Origin of the sequence: Pseudoalteromonas sp. MB41, from assembly GCF_020966275.1 — a bacterium.
GTDB classification, from domain to species: domain Bacteria; phylum Pseudomonadota; class Gammaproteobacteria; order Enterobacterales; family Alteromonadaceae; genus Pseudoalteromonas; species Pseudoalteromonas lipolytica.
Window position 1 is genome coordinate 142,089 of sequence record NZ_JAJJZF010000009.1, and the last position, 15,141, is coordinate 157,229.

Sequence of the window (15,141 nt, forward strand, 5' to 3'; positions counted from 1 at the left end):
TTAATACGGATTTTTAATTGCACTGCACCCATACAATAAGTAAGAATGGGGCTTAACAAACAACCAGCGCAAATACATTAAAGGTAGGAGAATTCATGCCATCTCGCAAAGAACTTGCAAATGCTATTCGCGTCTTATCAATGGACGCAGTACAACAGGCCAACTCTGGCCACCCTGGAGCCCCTATGGGCATGGCAGATATCGCAGAAGTACTATGGCGCGATTATCTAAAGCACAACCCGACGAACCCAGAGTGGGCAGACCGTGATCGCTTTATTCTTTCAAATGGCCACGGTTCGATGCTGATTTATTCTCTACTACATTTAAGTGGTTACGACTTACCACTTGAAGAAATTAAAAACTTCCGTCAAATGCATTCAAAAACACCAGGGCATCCAGAGTATGGCTATGCACCAGGTATTGAGACCACTACGGGCCCATTAGGCCAAGGGATCACAAATGCGGTAGGTATGGCAATTGCTGAAAAAGCGCTTGCTGCTCAATTTAACCGTGAAGGCCACGACATCGTTGATCACTTTACCTACGCGTTTATGGGTGATGGCTGTTTAATGGAAGGTATCTCTCACGAAGCCTGTTCATTAGCGGGCACATTAGGCCTGGGTAAACTTGTTGCGTTTTGGGATGACAACGGCATCTCTATCGACGGTGAAGTAGAAGGTTGGTTCAGCGACGACACACCTGCACGTTTTAAAGCATATGGCTGGCACGTGGTGAGTGATGTTGATGGTCACAACCCAGAGGCCATCCGCGCAGCAATCGAAGAAGCACGTAGCATTACCGACAAGCCATCATTAATTTGTTGTAAAACAGTGATTGGTTACGGTTCACCTAATAAGTCGGGTAGTCATGACTGTCATGGTGCTCCACTTGGTCATGATGAGATCAAAGCGGCACGTGAGTTCTTAGGCTGGACAGGCGAAGCATTTGAAATCCCAGCTGATATCTACAGCGAATGGGACGCAAAAGAAAAGGGCCAACAGCTAGAATCAAACTGGGACGAAAAGTTTGCGGCATACGCAAATGCACACCCAGAGCTAGCAGCAGAATTTAAGCGTCGTACAAATGGCGAATTGCCAGCAGATTGGGCTGAAAAGTCACAAGCGTACATCGAAGAGCTGCAAGCAAACCCTGCAAACCCTGCAACACGTAAAGCTTCACAAAATGCACTGAATGCATTTGGTCCATTATTACCAGAGTTTATGGGCGGCTCAGCTGACCTTGCTGGTTCAAATTTAACAATTTGGGATGGTTCAAAAGGCGTAACAGCAGACGACGCAAGCGGTAACTACATCTACTACGGTGTCCGTGAGTTTGGTATGTCGGCAATTATGAATGGTATTGCACTGCACAAAGGCTTTATTCCTTACGGCGCAACATTCTTAATGTTTATGGAATACGCGCGTAATGCGGTTCGCATGGCTGCATTAATGAAGCAACCAAGCATTTTTGTATACACGCACGATTCAATTGGTCTGGGTGAAGATGGCCCTACGCACCAACCAGTAGAGCAAATTGCAAGCATGCGTTTAACGCCTAACCTTGTTAACTGGCGTCCGTGTGACCAAGTTGAGTCTGCAATTGCATGGCAACAAGCGATTGAGCGTAAAGATGGCCCAACGTCATTGATCTTCACACGTCAAGGTCTTGAGCAACAAACGCGTACTGCACAACAGTTAAGCGATGTGAAAAAAGGTGGTTACGTACTGAGTTGCGATGGTGAGCCTGAGCTTATCCTTATTGCAACGGGCTCAGAAGTACAGCTTGCACAAGACGCCGCTGCAGAGCTTCGTTCACAAGGCAAAAAAGTACGTGTGGTTTCTATGCCTTCAACTGACTTGTTTGATGAGCAAGACGCAGCCTACAAAGAAAGCGTATTACCAGCAAGCGTAACACGCCGCGTAGCTATCGAAGCGGGCATTGCAGACTACTGGTACAAATACGTAGGCCTAAATGGCGCAGTAGTAGGTATGACGACATTTGGTGAGTCAGCACCTGCTGGTGAGTTATTCAAGCACTTTGGTTTCACGGTTGAAAACATCGTAAACAAAGCAAACGCTTTGTTCTAAGCTTTAGTCGCTAAAATTTAAAAGCCCGCGCGGTCTTAGCACTGCGCGGGCTTTTTTATGGATTTTTGCTGCCAGTCAAAAGATTCGATACGTACCCGACAGATCAGCAATAATTATCACTGCTACTTGGGTACTTTATACCGTAGGGGCGTTTTTAGTGTTTTGGTGAACACATAGGCACTCTCTTTGTTTTTTAATTGCTCAGTGTATAAAAGATAATAAAAAATCAGCTCACATATAGAGGTTAATTGAATAATCTTCAGTTGCTGCTTACTTAAAATTCGGGCAGGCTGAAATAAAGAAGAGTATAAAACATAACAGGAGTGAGTATGACTCAGTTTGACAGTGTAAGTGTTGTAAAAAAAGCGAATGTCTATTTTGATGGTAAAGTTTCGAGCCGTGTTGTGCTTTTTGCCGATGGCAGTACTAAAACATTAGGTTTTATGCAACCAGGAGAATTTGAGTTTGGCACAAATCAAAAAGAGCACATGGAGTTACTTGCGGGAGAGTGGCAAGTGTTACTGCCAGGCGAAACTGAGTGGCAAGCCATGAAGGCTGGAGATTCGTTTAATGTAGACGCCAACGTTACCTTCCGCGTAAAGGTAACTGACTTTGCTGATTATTGTTGCTCGTACACTTAATGAGCAGTTGATAACCTTTCTATAAAGCCCGTGTAATACGGGCTTTTGCATATTTTATCCGCAGAGCATGATCTAAATCATGTGTGGTTACAATCAATTACTAATTATCTTTGATTTTCGCTTGTGTTAATTCAAATCGCCCCCAATACTAACTATGAGGTAACAAGAAAAAAGGATACCCTATGAAGATTAATATTTCTGGTCATCATGTTGACGTTACTGAGGCTGTTAGAGCTCATATCAACGAGAAATTCTCAAAAATTGCTAGCCATTTTCCATCGTTAATATCTCTCGATATTATTCTTTCAAAAGAACATCACAAGTATCAAGCTGAGATCAGCACTATTTATGAAGGTGCACGTTTATCAGTTAAAGGAGAAGATGAAGTGATGTACCCAGCACTTGCAAATGCAGCTAAAAAACTCGATGCATCGCTAAAACATCGTAAAGGGCAAATGAAAGCTAAACTACATGAAAAACCGGTGAGCACAACGCCGGAAATCGCCCATGAGATTATTCAAGAAATGAATTTAAGCTAATAAATTAGACGCTAAGTGTTAGCCACAAAAATTTAGCGCAAAACCTCGAACAAGAGAAAGCCAAACATAAATATGTTTGGCTTTTTTGGTTTTATAAACTGACAACTTAACCCTAGAACTCAGAAGCAAAGAGTGTCTTCCAATCTCATCTAAAACGCTGTAAGTTGCTTGTAACTAAGAATAAAACACATAAAGCATATGCAATCAGCAGTATCACATTGGCAATCTAAACTTAATGCACTTGGCCCTGGCATATTAATGGCCACAGCGGCGATTGGTGGCTCACATTTGGTGGCGTCGACGCAGGCTGGCTCGTTATTTGGCTGGCAACTATTTTGGCTAATCATTGTTGTGAATGTACTTAAGTACCCATTCTTTCGATTTGGTATGGAATACACCCTTGCAACTAAACAAAGTTTAGTTGAGGGCTACAAGCAAAAAGGGCCGGGTTACTTTTACAGTTTTATTGCGTTAAATATTGTGGCTGCAGTAGTGAATACCGCAGGGGTACTACTTTTAACAGCCAGCCTATTACATTACGCACTGCCAGTCACCATTTCGGTTACCTTGTTGTGTTGGATTATTTTGGCTGTTTGTTTACTTATTTTGTTGTTGGGGCATTTTAAGACGCTCGATAACGTGTCTAAAATCATTATGGGGCTGCTTACTGTTACAACTGTGGCTGCTTTGGTGGTGGCAATTAATAATGGTCTTATGGCTCCAGTTGACTACGTGGGCCCGTCGCCGTATGAGCTTGCAATGCTTGGCTTTATGGTGGCGCTAATGGGCTGGATGCCAGCTCCTATTGAAATCTCAGCGATTAGTTCACTTTGGCTAAAAGAAAAGCAGCAGCAACAAGTTATTACTAAGCAGCAAGGTTTATTTGATTTTAATTTAGGCTACTGGCTTACCGCAGCCCTAGCTTTGGTGTTTTTCTCGCTAGGTGTATTAGTGCAATACGGACACGTACAAGCCGTGCAATTAGGTGGGGTGGCGTTTGCTAAACAGCTTATTGATATGTACGCCCTTACAATGGGAGAGTGGGCAAGGCCATTGGTGTCGGGTATCGCTTTTTTATGTATGTTTGGCACCACGCTTACTGTGCTTGACGGCTACGCCAGAACCTTAAATGAATCGCACAAATTACTGCCTGTAAAACAGTCTAAACACAGTTTAAATATGTGGCTTTTACTGCAAGCATTTTCTGGTATGGCAATCATTTTATTCTTTAAATCGGCACTTGGCCCAATGCTTACGTTTGCCATGACTCTCGCCTTTGTTACCACCCCAGTATTTGCATGGCTTAACTTTAGTTTAGTGCGCTCAGAGCCAAGTATTGTGCATTCCCCCTTAATTCGGACTCTAAGCTGGCTAGGTTTGGTTTATTTAGTGGGCTTTGCGTTGGTGTTTTTGGTTTGGAAGTTTACCTAATTTGCCTGAACGAAGTGAAATCCAGCATCATTGTGTGTCAGCAGTGGGTTGATCCCAAGTCAATTTTTAGTATTGCGCGATATAAAATCGCGCCTACAATCTAGGCTAACTCAATTCCCTAATCGCATTACTTATGCCATCTAAGGTGAGTGGATACATACGGTTGTTCATTAACTGTTTTATAAAATCAATCGATTGATAGTAACGCCAGTGCTCAACGGGTTGTGGGTTGAGCCAAGCGACTTTATCAAAGTGATTTGTTATGCGGTTTAGCCAGGCGCTGCCGGGTTCCTCATTCCAATGTTCTACACTGCCACCAGGGTAGGCGATTTCGTAAGGACCCATGGTGGCATCGCCAACAAAAATGACCTTGTAGTCACTGGTGAACTTGTTAATCAAGGTCATGGTATCAATCACGTTTGAATGGCGGCGCTCGTTGTCTTGCCAAACATGTTCGTATAAACAATTATGAAAATAGTAAAACTCGAGGTGCTTAAATTCGCTGTGTGCAGCACTAAATAACTCCTCACAGGTATGAATGTAATCATCCATTGAGCCGCCAATATCAAACAACATCAGCACTTTTACAGCATTGTGGCGCTCGGGTGCCATTTTTACATCGAGCATGCCACCTTGCTTTGCAGTAGCACGAATGGTTTCGGTTAAATCGAGAGTGTCGCTAGCCCCGGTGCGGGCAAATTTACGCAGTTTTTTAAGCGCGAGCTTAATGGTGCGAGAGCCAATTTCGCGGTCACTGTCGAGGTTGCGGTATGTCCGTTTATCCCATACTTTTACAGCACGGCGGTTACGATTACCGTCTTGACCAATACGCACGCCTTCTGGGTTAAAGCCATACGCGCCAAACGGCGAGGTGCCGCCAGTGCCAACCCATTTGTTGCCGCCAGCATGGCGTTTTTGCTGTTCTTCAAGGCGCTGTTTCAGGGCTTCCATAAGTTTATCGAGGCCACCCATCGCTTTTAACTGTGCTTTTTCTTCGTCTGTTAAGTGTTTTTCAAACTCTTTGCGCAACCAGTCGTTAGGCAGGTTATGCTGTTGTTTTAAGCTTTCGAGTAAATCAAGGTCAGCAACCCCGCTAAAGTAATCGGCAAAGGCTTTATCAAACCGGTCAAAGTGAGTTTCGTCTTTGACCATGATGGTACGCGCTAAGTAATAAAACGCGTCTACGTCGGCAAAAATGACCCCTTGCTTGAGCGCGTTGATCAAATCAAGTAACTCACGCAGACTCACGGGTAAGCGGTATTCACGTAACTTAAAGAAAAACGCAATTAACATCTTAACGACGACTCATAAAAGCAAGTTTTTCGATGAGGCTAATGTCTTGCTCGTTCTTTAATAGCGCACCAAACATTGGCATTAGGCCGCCTTTTTGGCTTTTATCATGCAGTGTTTTGGCATCGATATCTTCAGCCATCAATAATTTTAACCAATCGAGTAACTCGCTGGTTGAGGGCTTTTTCTTTATGCCATTTACATCGCGCAGGTTAAAGAATACTTCAAGTGCTTCGCGTACCAAGTCTTGCTTAACATGCGGGTGATGTACATCGATAATTTGCGCCATTTCGTCGCTCGATGGAAAGTCGATGTAGTGGAAAAAACAACGACGTAAAAAGGCATCAGGCAGCTCTTTTTCGTTGTTTGAGGTAATAATAACAATAGGGCGGTGCTTGGCAATAACGCGCTCACCGGTTTCATAAACATGAAACTCCATTTTATCGAGTTCTAACAATAAGTCGTTTGGAAACTCGATATCGGCTTTGTCGATTTCGTCAATCAGCAATACGGGGCGTTTATTATGTTGCTCTCCATAGGTGAAGGCTTGCCATAATTTACCTTTTACAATGTAGTTACTAATGTCGTGAACGCGCTCATCACCTAACTGGCTGTCGCGCAACCGTGACACTGCATCATATTCGTATAGGCCTTGCTGTGCTTTGGTGGTCGATTTGATATGCCATTGAATAAGCGTGGTGTCTAAGCTTTTTGCAAGCTCCTCGGCTAACATGGTTTTACCTGTGCCGGGCTCCCCTTTTATAAGCAGAGGTTTTTCGAGCAAGATGGCTGCGTTAACCGCTTGTTTTAATGAGTTACTGGCAATGTAGTTGTCGGTTGAATTAAAAAGCACGATGTCACCTTATCTGGTCTGAGCAGTGATTAATAATGCTATGATGCCATAGTTATTCTGCGTCTGAAAGGTATGCAAAGCGTGGGACTGTTTTGCCGTTTACCTCAACGGTTTCTAAAAACATGCTGAGTGGGCGTGCCCACATACCAAACTCACCATACAGTGCTTGATAAATAACGAGTGGCTCTTCGGTTTCACTGTGAGTGGCGACATACTCTACTTTGTATTTTGGGCCTTTGTAATGCTGGTATATGCCTGATTTGAGAGGATGAGGTTTTATTGCTGTAGTCATGTTTTGATCTCTTGTATAATTACGTTTTGCACTTTTTAATGCTAAATAAACTGTCAACACTATGAATTATATTTCGTTAGATGAATACAAAAAAGCATGGGTTTTTCGCCATAAAGACATGCCAATTAACGCAGCAGATGCGCAGCAAATTAAACCAATGACCAGCGAACGTGCCGCTGTACTTTGGTCTACCATGGTGAGCCGCGAGCATGATCACCCAGATTTTTTCGATAAAACAGATTGGTGTGGCAAAGAAGACAGCTTTACCGAAACCATTAATTGGGAAAATGCGTGGGAAGCTGGCGAAGAACAACTCCCCGAGGCAATCTTGGCGCACCTTGATTGGGAAGCCAACACCACCGTGTATTTTTGTATGGCGCGCGACAATATTATTGAAACTAGCTTTGCAGTGTTTAAACGTTGCTGGCAAAACTTTATGTTTTTAGCCGATGGCAGTTTGTTAATGGGCAAAAAACGCGATGCAGTTGTGCAGTTTTTAGAAACGGGTAATGCTAAACTGGGTAAAAAAGGCGCAGTAAAGTAGCGCTCAATTAACGCTCTATGCTATAAAACAGTCAAGCAATTGTTTTATAAGAGCGGGCATTGTCTATTTCTAATCCACAGAGCGAACCGTCGCCACAAGCCGAAATTTGGCAAACTGATGCCGAACGGGCTTTGTATGCACAGTTATGTAATGCGTTTTATGCTCGAGAAATCCCGCGTTTGGTCGATGAACCTGATGCGGCAAGGCTTAGACGCTTATTGGCAAGTTTGCCTTATTACATAGAGCGACTAGCAATACGGATAGTCAGTGGTGATGCGCCTTTACAGCTTGATTCACAAAATGGCAGCTGGCTCGAAAAACAAAAAACTACGCCGCCTGTATATAGCAAAAGTGAATCAGAAGACTTTTATAGTCAATATGCTAAGCGTGGGTTAATTGTCCCCGTGCTAATTAATGACGGGCAATGTACCACCGTGCGCATAGACAGCTTAGATCAAGTAAGCGACAATAAGGTACATTGTAATGAGCTTGGTTGGTTTACGTTATCCGGTGAGTCATTAGAACACGCGCCAGCGCAGTTATTAAAACCGTCAAAAGCAGTGATGGCAGCAGCCTGTTGTGGCCATCAATGGCAACTTAATAAACGGATTACACCTAAGCGTTTGTCATTAAGAGAAATGCTACTAGCAAGCAATATAAATTGGCGTAATTTAAAACGCCCTTTGACTTAATTTAACCGCGAAGGAGTGTTCAATGCGGGTGTTTCAATTCGCCTTGTTATGTTTGGCTTTATTTATCCAGTATCGTTTATGGTTTGGCCATAATGGTGTGCAGGATTACACTCGTCTAAAACAAGCGGTCGCCTCTCATCAAGATACAAATGCTAAATTATTAAAACGTAACAAAGTGCTGAAAGCCGATATTAAAGATTTAAAACTCGGCCAAGAAGGCATAGAAGAACGTGCGCGTAATGAATTAGGAATGATTAAACCTGGTGAAACGTTTATTCGTGTATTGCCAGGCCAACAACAAAATGAAAACTAAACAGAAAATCACTGCAATAGTTCCCGCAGCCGGTGTTGGCAGCCGAATGCAACATTCTGCGCCAAAACAGTACATCGAACTGGCGGGTAAAACCATTTTAGAGCATACCCTTAGCAAGCTTGCAGAATTAGATTTTATTCACACGATAAAAGTGGCAATAAGTGACGACGATGGTTACTTTGACGCGATACCTCAAATCGATAGCCGCATAGAACGAGTGTCGGGCGGCAAAGAGCGTGCCGACTCAGTCCTTAATGCTTTGCTGTCACTTTCTGATAACCCGCCAGACTGGGTACTGGTGCATGATGCAGCAAGACCGTTAGTGTGTTTAAGCGATATAACTCGTTTGGTCGATGATTGCCTAGCAGCTAACGAGGGCGGTATTTTAGCCTCTAAAGTCAAAGATACCATTAAACGCGGCCGTACTCATAGTGAGCAAACTGTGCCACGTGATGATTTATGGCAAGCGCTTACCCCTCAATTTTTCCCTTATCAGGCGCTTGTAGATGCACTTTCAAATGCCCTAGAGAACGGCGTGACTATCACCGATGAAGCTTCGGCGATTGAGTGGGCAAAGCAGCCAGTAAAATTAGTCGCTGGGCGCAGTGACAACATTAAAATAACCACCCCAGAAGATTTAGATTTAGCAGCGTTTCTACTGCAAAAACAACAAAACGAGAGAACCCCATGATTCGAATTGGCCATGGCTTTGATGTTCACAAATTTGGCGGCGAAGGCCCGTTGGTTATTTGTGGTGAAAAAATTGATTACCCACAAGGTTTTTTAGCGCATTCAGATGGCGATGTGGCTATTCATGCATTATGTGATGCTATATTAGGATCACTGGCAATGGGCGACATTGGTAAGCACTTCCCAGATACTGCGAGTGAATACGAAAACATCGACAGCCGTATATTATTGCGTCATGTGGTTAAGCTTGCAAAAGAGCAAGGCTATGAACTTGGCAATGCAGATGTAACCATTGTAGCTCAAGCACCAAAAATGCTGCCTCATATTCAAGCCATGCGTAAAAATTTAGCTGCTGATTTAGAAGCCGATATTTCGCAAGTGAATGTGAAAGCCACTACCACCGAAAAGCTGGGCTTTGAAGGTCGTAAAGAGGGCATTTCAAGCCACGCAGTGGTTATTATGAGTAAACAAAATTCATGAGTGAATTGAATTATTTATACGGAAAACCACTATCAAAAGCCGACTTTAAAACGTTTGCTGAAGACTTTATGGTTGACGAAGACCTCGGTATTGAATTCACTGGCAGCGGCGAGCATGTGTGCTTGCAGGTCGTCAAAAAAGGTGAAAACACCCAGTTTATAGCCAAGCGAATTGCCGAAAAAGCGGGCGTATCACCGCGTGATGTAAGCTATGCGGGTTTAAAAGATCGCCACGGTGTTTGTACACAATGGTTTAGTGTGCCTGTGCCGATTAAAAAGCACATTGAATTTAGTGAACTGAATAACGAGCAATTCTTTATTATCGCGCAGCAGCGCCACAATCGTAAATTAAGAACAGGCTGCCATAAGGGCAATCGATTTACGATTACCCTGCGTAATGTGACCGAGCCTTTAGATATTTTGTGTCGTATTAATGCAGTGCGTGCTGGGGTGCCAAATTACTTTGGCGAACAGCGCTTTGGTCATGGAGGGCATAACCTTGAAATGGCTAAACGGATGTTTGCAGGAGAGCGTATTCGCGATAAAAAGCTGCGTGGTTTAGTGATTTCAGCGGCCCGTTCTTATGTGTTCAATGAAATAGTAAGTATGCGTGTAGCTGAGCATGGTCTTGCGAAAACCATTCACCGCGAAGTGTTTATGCTTAGCGGCAGTAATGCCTTTTTTGAAGACAATATAAGCGATGACAATATTGCACGTTTAGCCTCTGGCGATATTGTTATGTCGGCACCAATGGTGGGCAAAGGCGAAAAAGGCTTAACCGAAACCGAAAAGCAATGGTTGCTCCCTTATCAGTCTTGGATAGAGGGATTAGCTGAACTTGGGCTTAAGAATGAGCGCAGAATGCTGCGCTTAATTCCCGAGTCTTTAACTGTTGAAACACTTGATGAGACAACGTTAAAACTGAGTTTTGGTTTACCAAAAGGCTGCTTTGCAACCGCGCTTTTGCGAGAGCTGGTGGACTATAAAGACGCCAGCCCAAGAGAACAAAAACAAAAGGATGCGTAAATGAAAATCTTATTAAGCAATGATGATGGAGTGCATGCAAAAGGGATTGCCGTTTTATATCATGCGTTAACGCAAATTGCCGATGTGACGCTGGTTGCCCCTGACCGTAACTGCAGTGGCGCCAGTAATTCATTAACCTTAATGAACCCGTTACGTGCGACCACGCTAGATAATGGCTTTATTTCTATTAATGGCACCCCCACGGATTGTGTTCACCTTGGCGTGAATGAGCTAACCGATGAGCAGCCTGACTTAGTTGTGGCTGGTATTAATCATGGGGCTAACTTAGGTGATGACACGCTCTATTCTGGTACGGTTGCAGCCGCAACCGAAGGCCGCCACTTAGGGCTGCCAGCGATCGCTGTCTCACTCTGTTCTAAAGAAGGGAATCATTTTGAAACGGCAGCAGCAGTGGCTGTCGGTATCATTAAAGAGCTTGCATCACACCCTCTACCGAAAGATCAGATCATTAACTTAAATGTGCCAGATATTCCTCTTTCAGAGCTCAAAGGAGTAAAAGTAACACGCCTTGGCGCACGTCATAAAGCTGAAACCATGACCAAGCAACAAGACCCGTGGGGGCGTGATATTTTTTGGTATGGCACGCTCGGCGCTGAAAGTGACGCAGGAGAAGGGACTGACTTTTACGCCATTAATAATGGGTATGCCTCAGTAACACCGTTAAGTGTTGATATGACAGCGAAGGAGAGTCTTCAAGCCGTCGATAGCTGGTTAGCGAAGATGGAGATTAATAGTGCTGACTAATTATAATCGCAGTGCATTGGCATTGGCTGAATTATTAAAACGGGATGGCGTAGAAGATGCCGCTGTACTTGAGGCGATTGCGACGACCCCGCGGCATGTGTTTGTTGATGATGTTTTACAGCATAAAGCGTATCAGAATACCGCTTTACCTATTGGTCAAGGGCAAACAATTTCGCAGCCTTATATCGTTGCGCGAATGACAGAGTTACTGCGACTTGCAGGAGTACGCGATAAGGTACTTGAAATTGGTACGGGATCAGGGTATCAAACCGCGATTCTTGCAAAAACGTTCACTAAAGTGTGTTCAGTTGAACGCATTAAAGCGTTGCAGTGGCAAGCAAAGCGCCGTTTACATAAGCTTGATTTATACAATGTAACGATGAAACATGGTGATGGATGGCAAGGGTGGCAATCGCAAGCACCATTTGAAGGGATTATCGTGACTGCCGCGGCAGCAACGATGCCGCAAGGGTTACTAGCACAACTTGCTGATGGCGGTGTGATGATAGCCCCCGTGGGCGAGCAAGATCAGCAATTAATGATGGTTGTCAGAAATGGCGACACATTCACAGAACATAAAGTTGCACCAGTACGATTTGTACCTTTAGTACCTGGTGATATTGAATAGGACGTTACACTTTGAAGTTGTTTACTAAGTTATATGATATGGCGCTTGTGTGGGCTAAGCATCGTCACGCAGAGCGTTATTTAGCAGGGATGAGCTTTGCTGAATCTGTTTTTTTCCCTGTTCCGCCAGATGTGATGTTAGCTCCTATGTCACTCGCTCAGCCAGATAAAGCATGGCGATTTGCCAGCTTTACTACTATTGCGTCAGTTATTGGTGGTATTTTAGGTTACTTGCTTGGCTTTTGGCTATTTGAGCCCGTCGTTGAGCCGCTAATTGCTCAAATGGGCTGGCAAGCAAAGTTTGATACTGCGCTAGGCTGGTTTGAAACATACGGCGTGTGGGTTGTATTTCTTGCTGGGTTTTCGCCTATTCCTTATAAAGTTTTTACTATTGGGGCAGGCTTAATGCAGATGGCATTTTTACCTTTCTTAATTGCGTCTGCAATTGGACGTGGGGCTCGGTTCTTTTTAGTGTCGGCTTTAATGAAGTGGGGGGGCGTGAAAATGGAGCAAAAATTACGTCAATATGTTGAAGCGCTTGGCTGGGGATTAGTTATTTTAGTTGTTGTTGCGTACTTTTTACTACGATAACCCCTAAAACTCACAGTTAGTATTATAAGGAGCATTTTACGATGAACAGACAGTTAGCAGTGTATGTTACTTTGTTTATTAGTATTTTGCTCTTTGGTTGCTCCTCCCGTAATGCTCCCGCTCCTGTTAGTAGTTTAGATAATCATACAAAACAAATTACCCGCAAAGTTAATATTTCTGGCTCAAGTTACAAGGTTAACAAAGGCGATACTTTATACTCAATCGCGTTTAGTGCTCAAAAAGACTTTCGTACTTTAGCAAAATTAAACGATATTCCAGCACCTTATACGATTTATCCTGGGCAACGCATTTTGCTCACAAAATCGGCACAAAAACAAAAAAAGACGAAAAAATATACGAATTCGAGTAAAAAGTCTACCGTTTTGATACAAAAAAATAACAAAAAATTAAAAAAAGAGCTTGATCAGCCAAAACAACGAGAGTATGTTCAAAAACAAGCCAACAAGAAAGTTAGTGCAAAAAATAGTAATCCTAATACAAAAGTCATATGGAGCTGGCCCGCTAAGGGTAAGGTCACGCGCCGTTTCTCTACAAAAGAAAATGGCTATAAAGGGTTACAAATCGCTAATAAACAGGGGGCATCTGTTTTAGCTGCTGCACAAGGAACTGTGGTATACGCGGGTAACGCATTGAGGGGCTACGGTAATTTAATCATATTGAAACATAATGATGATTACCTAAGTGCTTATGCACACAACTCAAAGTTGCTTGTAAAGGAAAAACAGGAAGTAAAGGCGGGGCAGAAAATAGCAGAAATTGGCAGTTCAGATTCGTCGGTTACGGCTTTAAGATTTGAAATTCGTTACCGAGGTCAAGCAGTCAATCCTGCTAAGTATCTACCTTAGCCAAAGGTATTGATAAAGTGATTTAGCTCAATCACATATTTGCTCGGGAGGACGCTTATGGGTCACACAGCAAAACTTGAGAAAACAACTGAAACAGTTGATGATAAATTTGATGACACGATGGTTGAAGATGATTCATCTGAGTTACTCGAAGAAGTCGACAACGATGATGAAATTTTTACAAAAGACGAAGTCGTCAAAAACCTAGACGCGACACAGTTATACCTGGGTGAAATTGGTTTTTCTCCTCTTTTAAGTGCAGAAGAAGAAGTATTTTTTGCGCGTAAAGCATTGAAAGGCTGTGAAGCCTCTCGCAAACGAATGATAGAAAGTAATTTACGTTTAGTGGTGAAAATTGCTCGCCGCTATAACAACCGAGGTCTTGCGCTGCTAGATCTTATCGAAGAAGGTAACCTTGGCCTGATTCGCGCTGTTGAAAAATTTGACCCAGAACGTGGTTTTCGTTTTTCAACTTATGCAACCTGGTGGATCCGTCAAACGATTGAACGTGCCATAATGAACCAAACACGAACAATTCGTTTACCTATTCATGTTGTAAAAGAACTGAACGTTTATCTAAGAACGGCTCGCGAACTAACACAAAAACTTGACCACGAACCAACCGCAGAAGAAATTGCAGAGTGTCTGGATAAACCCGTTGAAGACGTGACTAAAATGCTACGTTTAAACGAAAAAATCACGTCGGTTGATACGCCAATTGGAGGCGAAAACGACAAAGCCTTACTCGATATCATTGCTGACGAAAAAGGCTCTGGTCCTGAGGGCGAAGTACAAAATAATGACATCAACAAACACATTGTTGATTGGCTTGGTGAATTAAACCCAAAACAACGCGAAGTACTTGCACGTCGTTTCGGTTTACTTGGCTACGAGCCTTCAACGCTTGAAGATGTCGGTCGTGAAATTGGCTTAACGCGTGAACGTGTAAGACAAATTCAAGTGGAAGCATTACGTCGTTTAAAAGATATTTTGCAACACGAAGGCTTAAGTACAGATAGCCTGTTTGACCAATTTACTTGAGTTGACAACAATATACCTGACTCAGGTATGAGGCCTTTGGGTCTCTAGAACACACAAAAAAGCTGACATATTGTCTAATGCCAGTCAGTTAAGAGCTGACTGGCATTTTCTTTTGTAAGGATACTTATTTGGTTTCCTTCTTATCACCCTTGGATAATGCCTGTCTGGTAGCCTATCGGGTAAGATAAACAACCTAAGTGTTGTCAGTAACTCATCATAATGAACAGGTAACTTACTTGCACTATGTATTGGCGTAAACATGAAGAAAGCGATTACCTGCCGCATAGATTGGCTAAAGCTTAATTGAGTAGGCAAGATATCTTCTTCTTTAGTTGCATCAAGCATGATTATGCGTATTAAGTTGTAAGCGAGTA

At 43.2% G+C, this 15,141-nt stretch carries 18 protein-coding genes and 1 pseudogene; 15 read left to right on the forward strand and 4 right to left on the reverse strand.

Features of this window, described 5'->3' with window-relative positions; all coding sequences use genetic code 11:
* Nucleotides 1-95: 95 nt before the first annotated feature.
* The 4 genes from tkt (at nucleotide 96) to LPA49_RS11280 (ending at nucleotide 4,698) form a co-directional block, all read left to right on the forward strand.
* A complete protein-coding gene (gene tkt / locus LPA49_RS11265) occupies nucleotides 96-2,087 on the forward strand; it encodes a transketolase (RefSeq protein WP_036970828.1) in 1,992 nt (663 codons plus the stop codon).
* 329 nt (nucleotides 2,088-2,416) lie between these two features.
* A complete protein-coding gene (locus LPA49_RS11270) occupies nucleotides 2,417-2,728 on the forward strand; it encodes a pyrimidine/purine nucleoside phosphorylase (protein ID WP_036970827.1) in 312 nt (103 codons plus the stop codon).
* A gap of 182 nt (nucleotides 2,729-2,910) precedes the next feature.
* On the forward strand, nucleotides 2,911-3,267 hold the full coding sequence (raiA, locus tag LPA49_RS11275) for a ribosome-associated translation inhibitor RaiA (RefSeq protein WP_036970825.1): 357 nt from the start codon (nucleotides 2,911-2,913) through the stop codon (nucleotides 3,265-3,267).
* A gap of 258 nt (nucleotides 3,268-3,525) precedes the next feature.
* Nucleotides 3,526-4,698, forward strand: coding sequence for an NRAMP family divalent metal transporter (locus LPA49_RS11280; protein ID WP_230236556.1), 1,173 nt, complete (start codon nucleotides 3,526-3,528; stop codon nucleotides 4,696-4,698).
* A gap of 105 nt (nucleotides 4,699-4,803) precedes the next feature.
* On the opposite strand, the gene LPA49_RS11285 is transcribed toward LPA49_RS11280, so the two are convergent.
* The 3 genes from LPA49_RS11285 to LPA49_RS11295 are packed head-to-tail and all read right to left on the reverse strand — an operon-like array spanning nucleotide 4,804 to nucleotide 7,133.
* Nucleotides 4,804-5,991, reverse strand: coding sequence for a VWA domain-containing protein (locus tag LPA49_RS11285; RefSeq protein ID WP_036970823.1), 1,188 nt, complete (start codon nucleotides 5,989-5,991; stop codon nucleotides 4,804-4,806).
* A gap of 1 nt (nucleotide 5,992) precedes the next feature.
* Nucleotides 5,993-6,841, reverse strand: a complete 849-nt coding sequence (locus LPA49_RS11290; RefSeq protein ID WP_036970821.1) for a MoxR family ATPase — start codon at nucleotides 6,839-6,841, stop codon at nucleotides 5,993-5,995.
* 52 nt (nucleotides 6,842-6,893) lie between these two features.
* The gene (locus tag LPA49_RS11295; protein WP_065978071.1) at nucleotides 6,894-7,133 is read right to left on the reverse strand and encodes a DUF1653 domain-containing protein; all 240 of its coding nucleotides are present in this window, start codon (nucleotides 7,131-7,133) and stop codon (nucleotides 6,894-6,896) included.
* 61 nt (nucleotides 7,134-7,194) lie between these two features.
* Here LPA49_RS11295 and LPA49_RS11300 point away from each other — a divergent pair, with 61 nt between their 5' ends.
* From LPA49_RS11300 to rpoS, 11 genes are read left to right on the forward strand one after another with little or no spacing between them, the layout of a single operon-like run.
* The gene (locus LPA49_RS11300) at nucleotides 7,195-7,677 is read left to right on the forward strand and encodes a DUF2947 domain-containing protein (RefSeq protein WP_036970820.1); all 483 of its coding nucleotides are present in this window, start codon (nucleotides 7,195-7,197) and stop codon (nucleotides 7,675-7,677) included.
* 59 nt (nucleotides 7,678-7,736) lie between these two features.
* On the forward strand, nucleotides 7,737-8,369 hold the full coding sequence (locus LPA49_RS11305; protein ID WP_051501825.1) for a hypothetical protein: 633 nt from the start codon (nucleotides 7,737-7,739) through the stop codon (nucleotides 8,367-8,369).
* 22 nt (nucleotides 8,370-8,391) lie between these two features.
* Nucleotides 8,392-8,682, forward strand: coding sequence for a cell division protein FtsB (gene ftsB / locus LPA49_RS11310; RefSeq protein ID WP_036970819.1), 291 nt, complete (start codon nucleotides 8,392-8,394; stop codon nucleotides 8,680-8,682).
* Complete coding sequence (ispD, locus tag LPA49_RS11315) at nucleotides 8,672-9,373, forward strand: 2-C-methyl-D-erythritol 4-phosphate cytidylyltransferase (protein ID WP_230236552.1); 702 nt, start codon at nucleotides 8,672-8,674, stop codon at nucleotides 9,371-9,373. The genes ftsB and ispD overlap by 11 nt, the downstream gene beginning before the upstream one ends.
* Nucleotides 9,370-9,852, forward strand: a complete 483-nt coding sequence (ispF, locus tag LPA49_RS11320) for a 2-C-methyl-D-erythritol 2,4-cyclodiphosphate synthase (RefSeq protein ID WP_036970817.1) — start codon at nucleotides 9,370-9,372, stop codon at nucleotides 9,850-9,852. Before ispD ends, ispF begins: the two co-directional genes overlap by 4 nt.
* Nucleotides 9,849-10,877, forward strand: a complete 1,029-nt coding sequence (gene truD, locus LPA49_RS11325; protein WP_230236554.1) for a tRNA pseudouridine(13) synthase TruD — start codon at nucleotides 9,849-9,851, stop codon at nucleotides 10,875-10,877. Before ispF ends, truD begins: the two co-directional genes overlap by 4 nt.
* Nucleotides 10,878-11,642, forward strand: coding sequence for a 5'/3'-nucleotidase SurE (gene surE / locus LPA49_RS11330; protein WP_036970815.1), 765 nt, complete (start codon nucleotides 10,878-10,880; stop codon nucleotides 11,640-11,642).
* Complete coding sequence (locus LPA49_RS11335) at nucleotides 11,632-12,270, forward strand: protein-L-isoaspartate(D-aspartate) O-methyltransferase (RefSeq protein ID WP_036970812.1); 639 nt, start codon at nucleotides 11,632-11,634, stop codon at nucleotides 12,268-12,270. The genes surE and LPA49_RS11335 overlap by 11 nt, the downstream gene beginning before the upstream one ends.
* Nucleotides 12,271-12,281: 11 nt before the next feature.
* Nucleotides 12,282-12,860, forward strand: coding sequence for a YqaA family protein (locus LPA49_RS11340; RefSeq protein ID WP_065978037.1), 579 nt, complete (start codon nucleotides 12,282-12,284; stop codon nucleotides 12,858-12,860).
* Nucleotides 12,861-12,901: 41 nt separating this feature from the next.
* Nucleotides 12,902-13,726: a peptidoglycan DD-metalloendopeptidase family protein gene (locus LPA49_RS11345; protein WP_036970808.1), complete on the forward strand. Its 825-nt coding sequence runs from the start codon at nucleotides 12,902-12,904 to the stop codon at nucleotides 13,724-13,726.
* A 57-nt stretch (nucleotides 13,727-13,783) separates the two neighbouring features.
* Nucleotides 13,784-14,767 (forward strand): RNA polymerase sigma factor RpoS, encoded by a 984-nt coding sequence (gene rpoS / locus LPA49_RS11350; protein ID WP_036970803.1) that lies wholly within the window; start codon nucleotides 13,784-13,786, stop codon nucleotides 14,765-14,767.
* Nucleotides 14,768-14,851: 84 nt separating this feature from the next.
* Here rpoS and LPA49_RS11355 read toward each other — a convergent pair.
* Nucleotides 14,852-15,141, reverse strand: a pseudogene (locus LPA49_RS11355) (IS4 family transposase); the annotation flags it as partial.

Excerpts from the sequence above, each read along its gene's own strand:
- tkt (WP_036970828.1), top strand. The coding sequence starts at position 96 with ATGCCATCTCGCAAAGAACTTGCAAATGCTATTCGCGTCTTATCAATG.
- LPA49_RS11270 (WP_036970827.1), top strand. The coding sequence starts at position 2,417 with ATGACTCAGTTTGACAGTGTAAGTGTTGTAAAAAAAGCGAATGTCTAT.
- raiA (WP_036970825.1), top strand. The coding sequence starts at position 2,911 with ATGAAGATTAATATTTCTGGTCATCATGTTGACGTTACTGAGGCTGTT.
- LPA49_RS11280 (WP_230236556.1), top strand. The coding sequence starts at position 3,526 with ATGGCCACAGCGGCGATTGGTGGCTCACATTTGGTGGCGTCGACGCAG.
- LPA49_RS11285 (WP_036970823.1), bottom strand. The coding sequence starts at position 5,991 with ATGTTAATTGCGTTTTTCTTTAAGTTACGTGAATACCGCTTACCCGTG.
- LPA49_RS11295 (WP_065978071.1), bottom strand. The coding sequence starts at position 7,133 with ATGACTACAGCAATAAAACCTCATCCTCTCAAATCAGGCATATACCAG.
- LPA49_RS11300 (WP_036970820.1), top strand. The coding sequence starts at position 7,195 with ATGAATTATATTTCGTTAGATGAATACAAAAAAGCATGGGTTTTTCGC.
- ftsB (WP_036970819.1), top strand. The coding sequence starts at position 8,392 with ATGCGGGTGTTTCAATTCGCCTTGTTATGTTTGGCTTTATTTATCCAG.
- ispD (WP_230236552.1), top strand. The coding sequence starts at position 8,672 with ATGAAAACTAAACAGAAAATCACTGCAATAGTTCCCGCAGCCGGTGTT.
- ispF (WP_036970817.1), top strand. The coding sequence starts at position 9,370 with ATGATTCGAATTGGCCATGGCTTTGATGTTCACAAATTTGGCGGCGAA.
- truD (WP_230236554.1), top strand. The coding sequence starts at position 9,849 with ATGAGTGAATTGAATTATTTATACGGAAAACCACTATCAAAAGCCGAC.
- surE (WP_036970815.1), top strand. The coding sequence starts at position 10,878 with ATGAAAATCTTATTAAGCAATGATGATGGAGTGCATGCAAAAGGGATT.
- LPA49_RS11345 (WP_036970808.1), top strand. The coding sequence starts at position 12,902 with ATGAACAGACAGTTAGCAGTGTATGTTACTTTGTTTATTAGTATTTTG.
- rpoS (WP_036970803.1), top strand. The coding sequence starts at position 13,784 with ATGGGTCACACAGCAAAACTTGAGAAAACAACTGAAACAGTTGATGAT.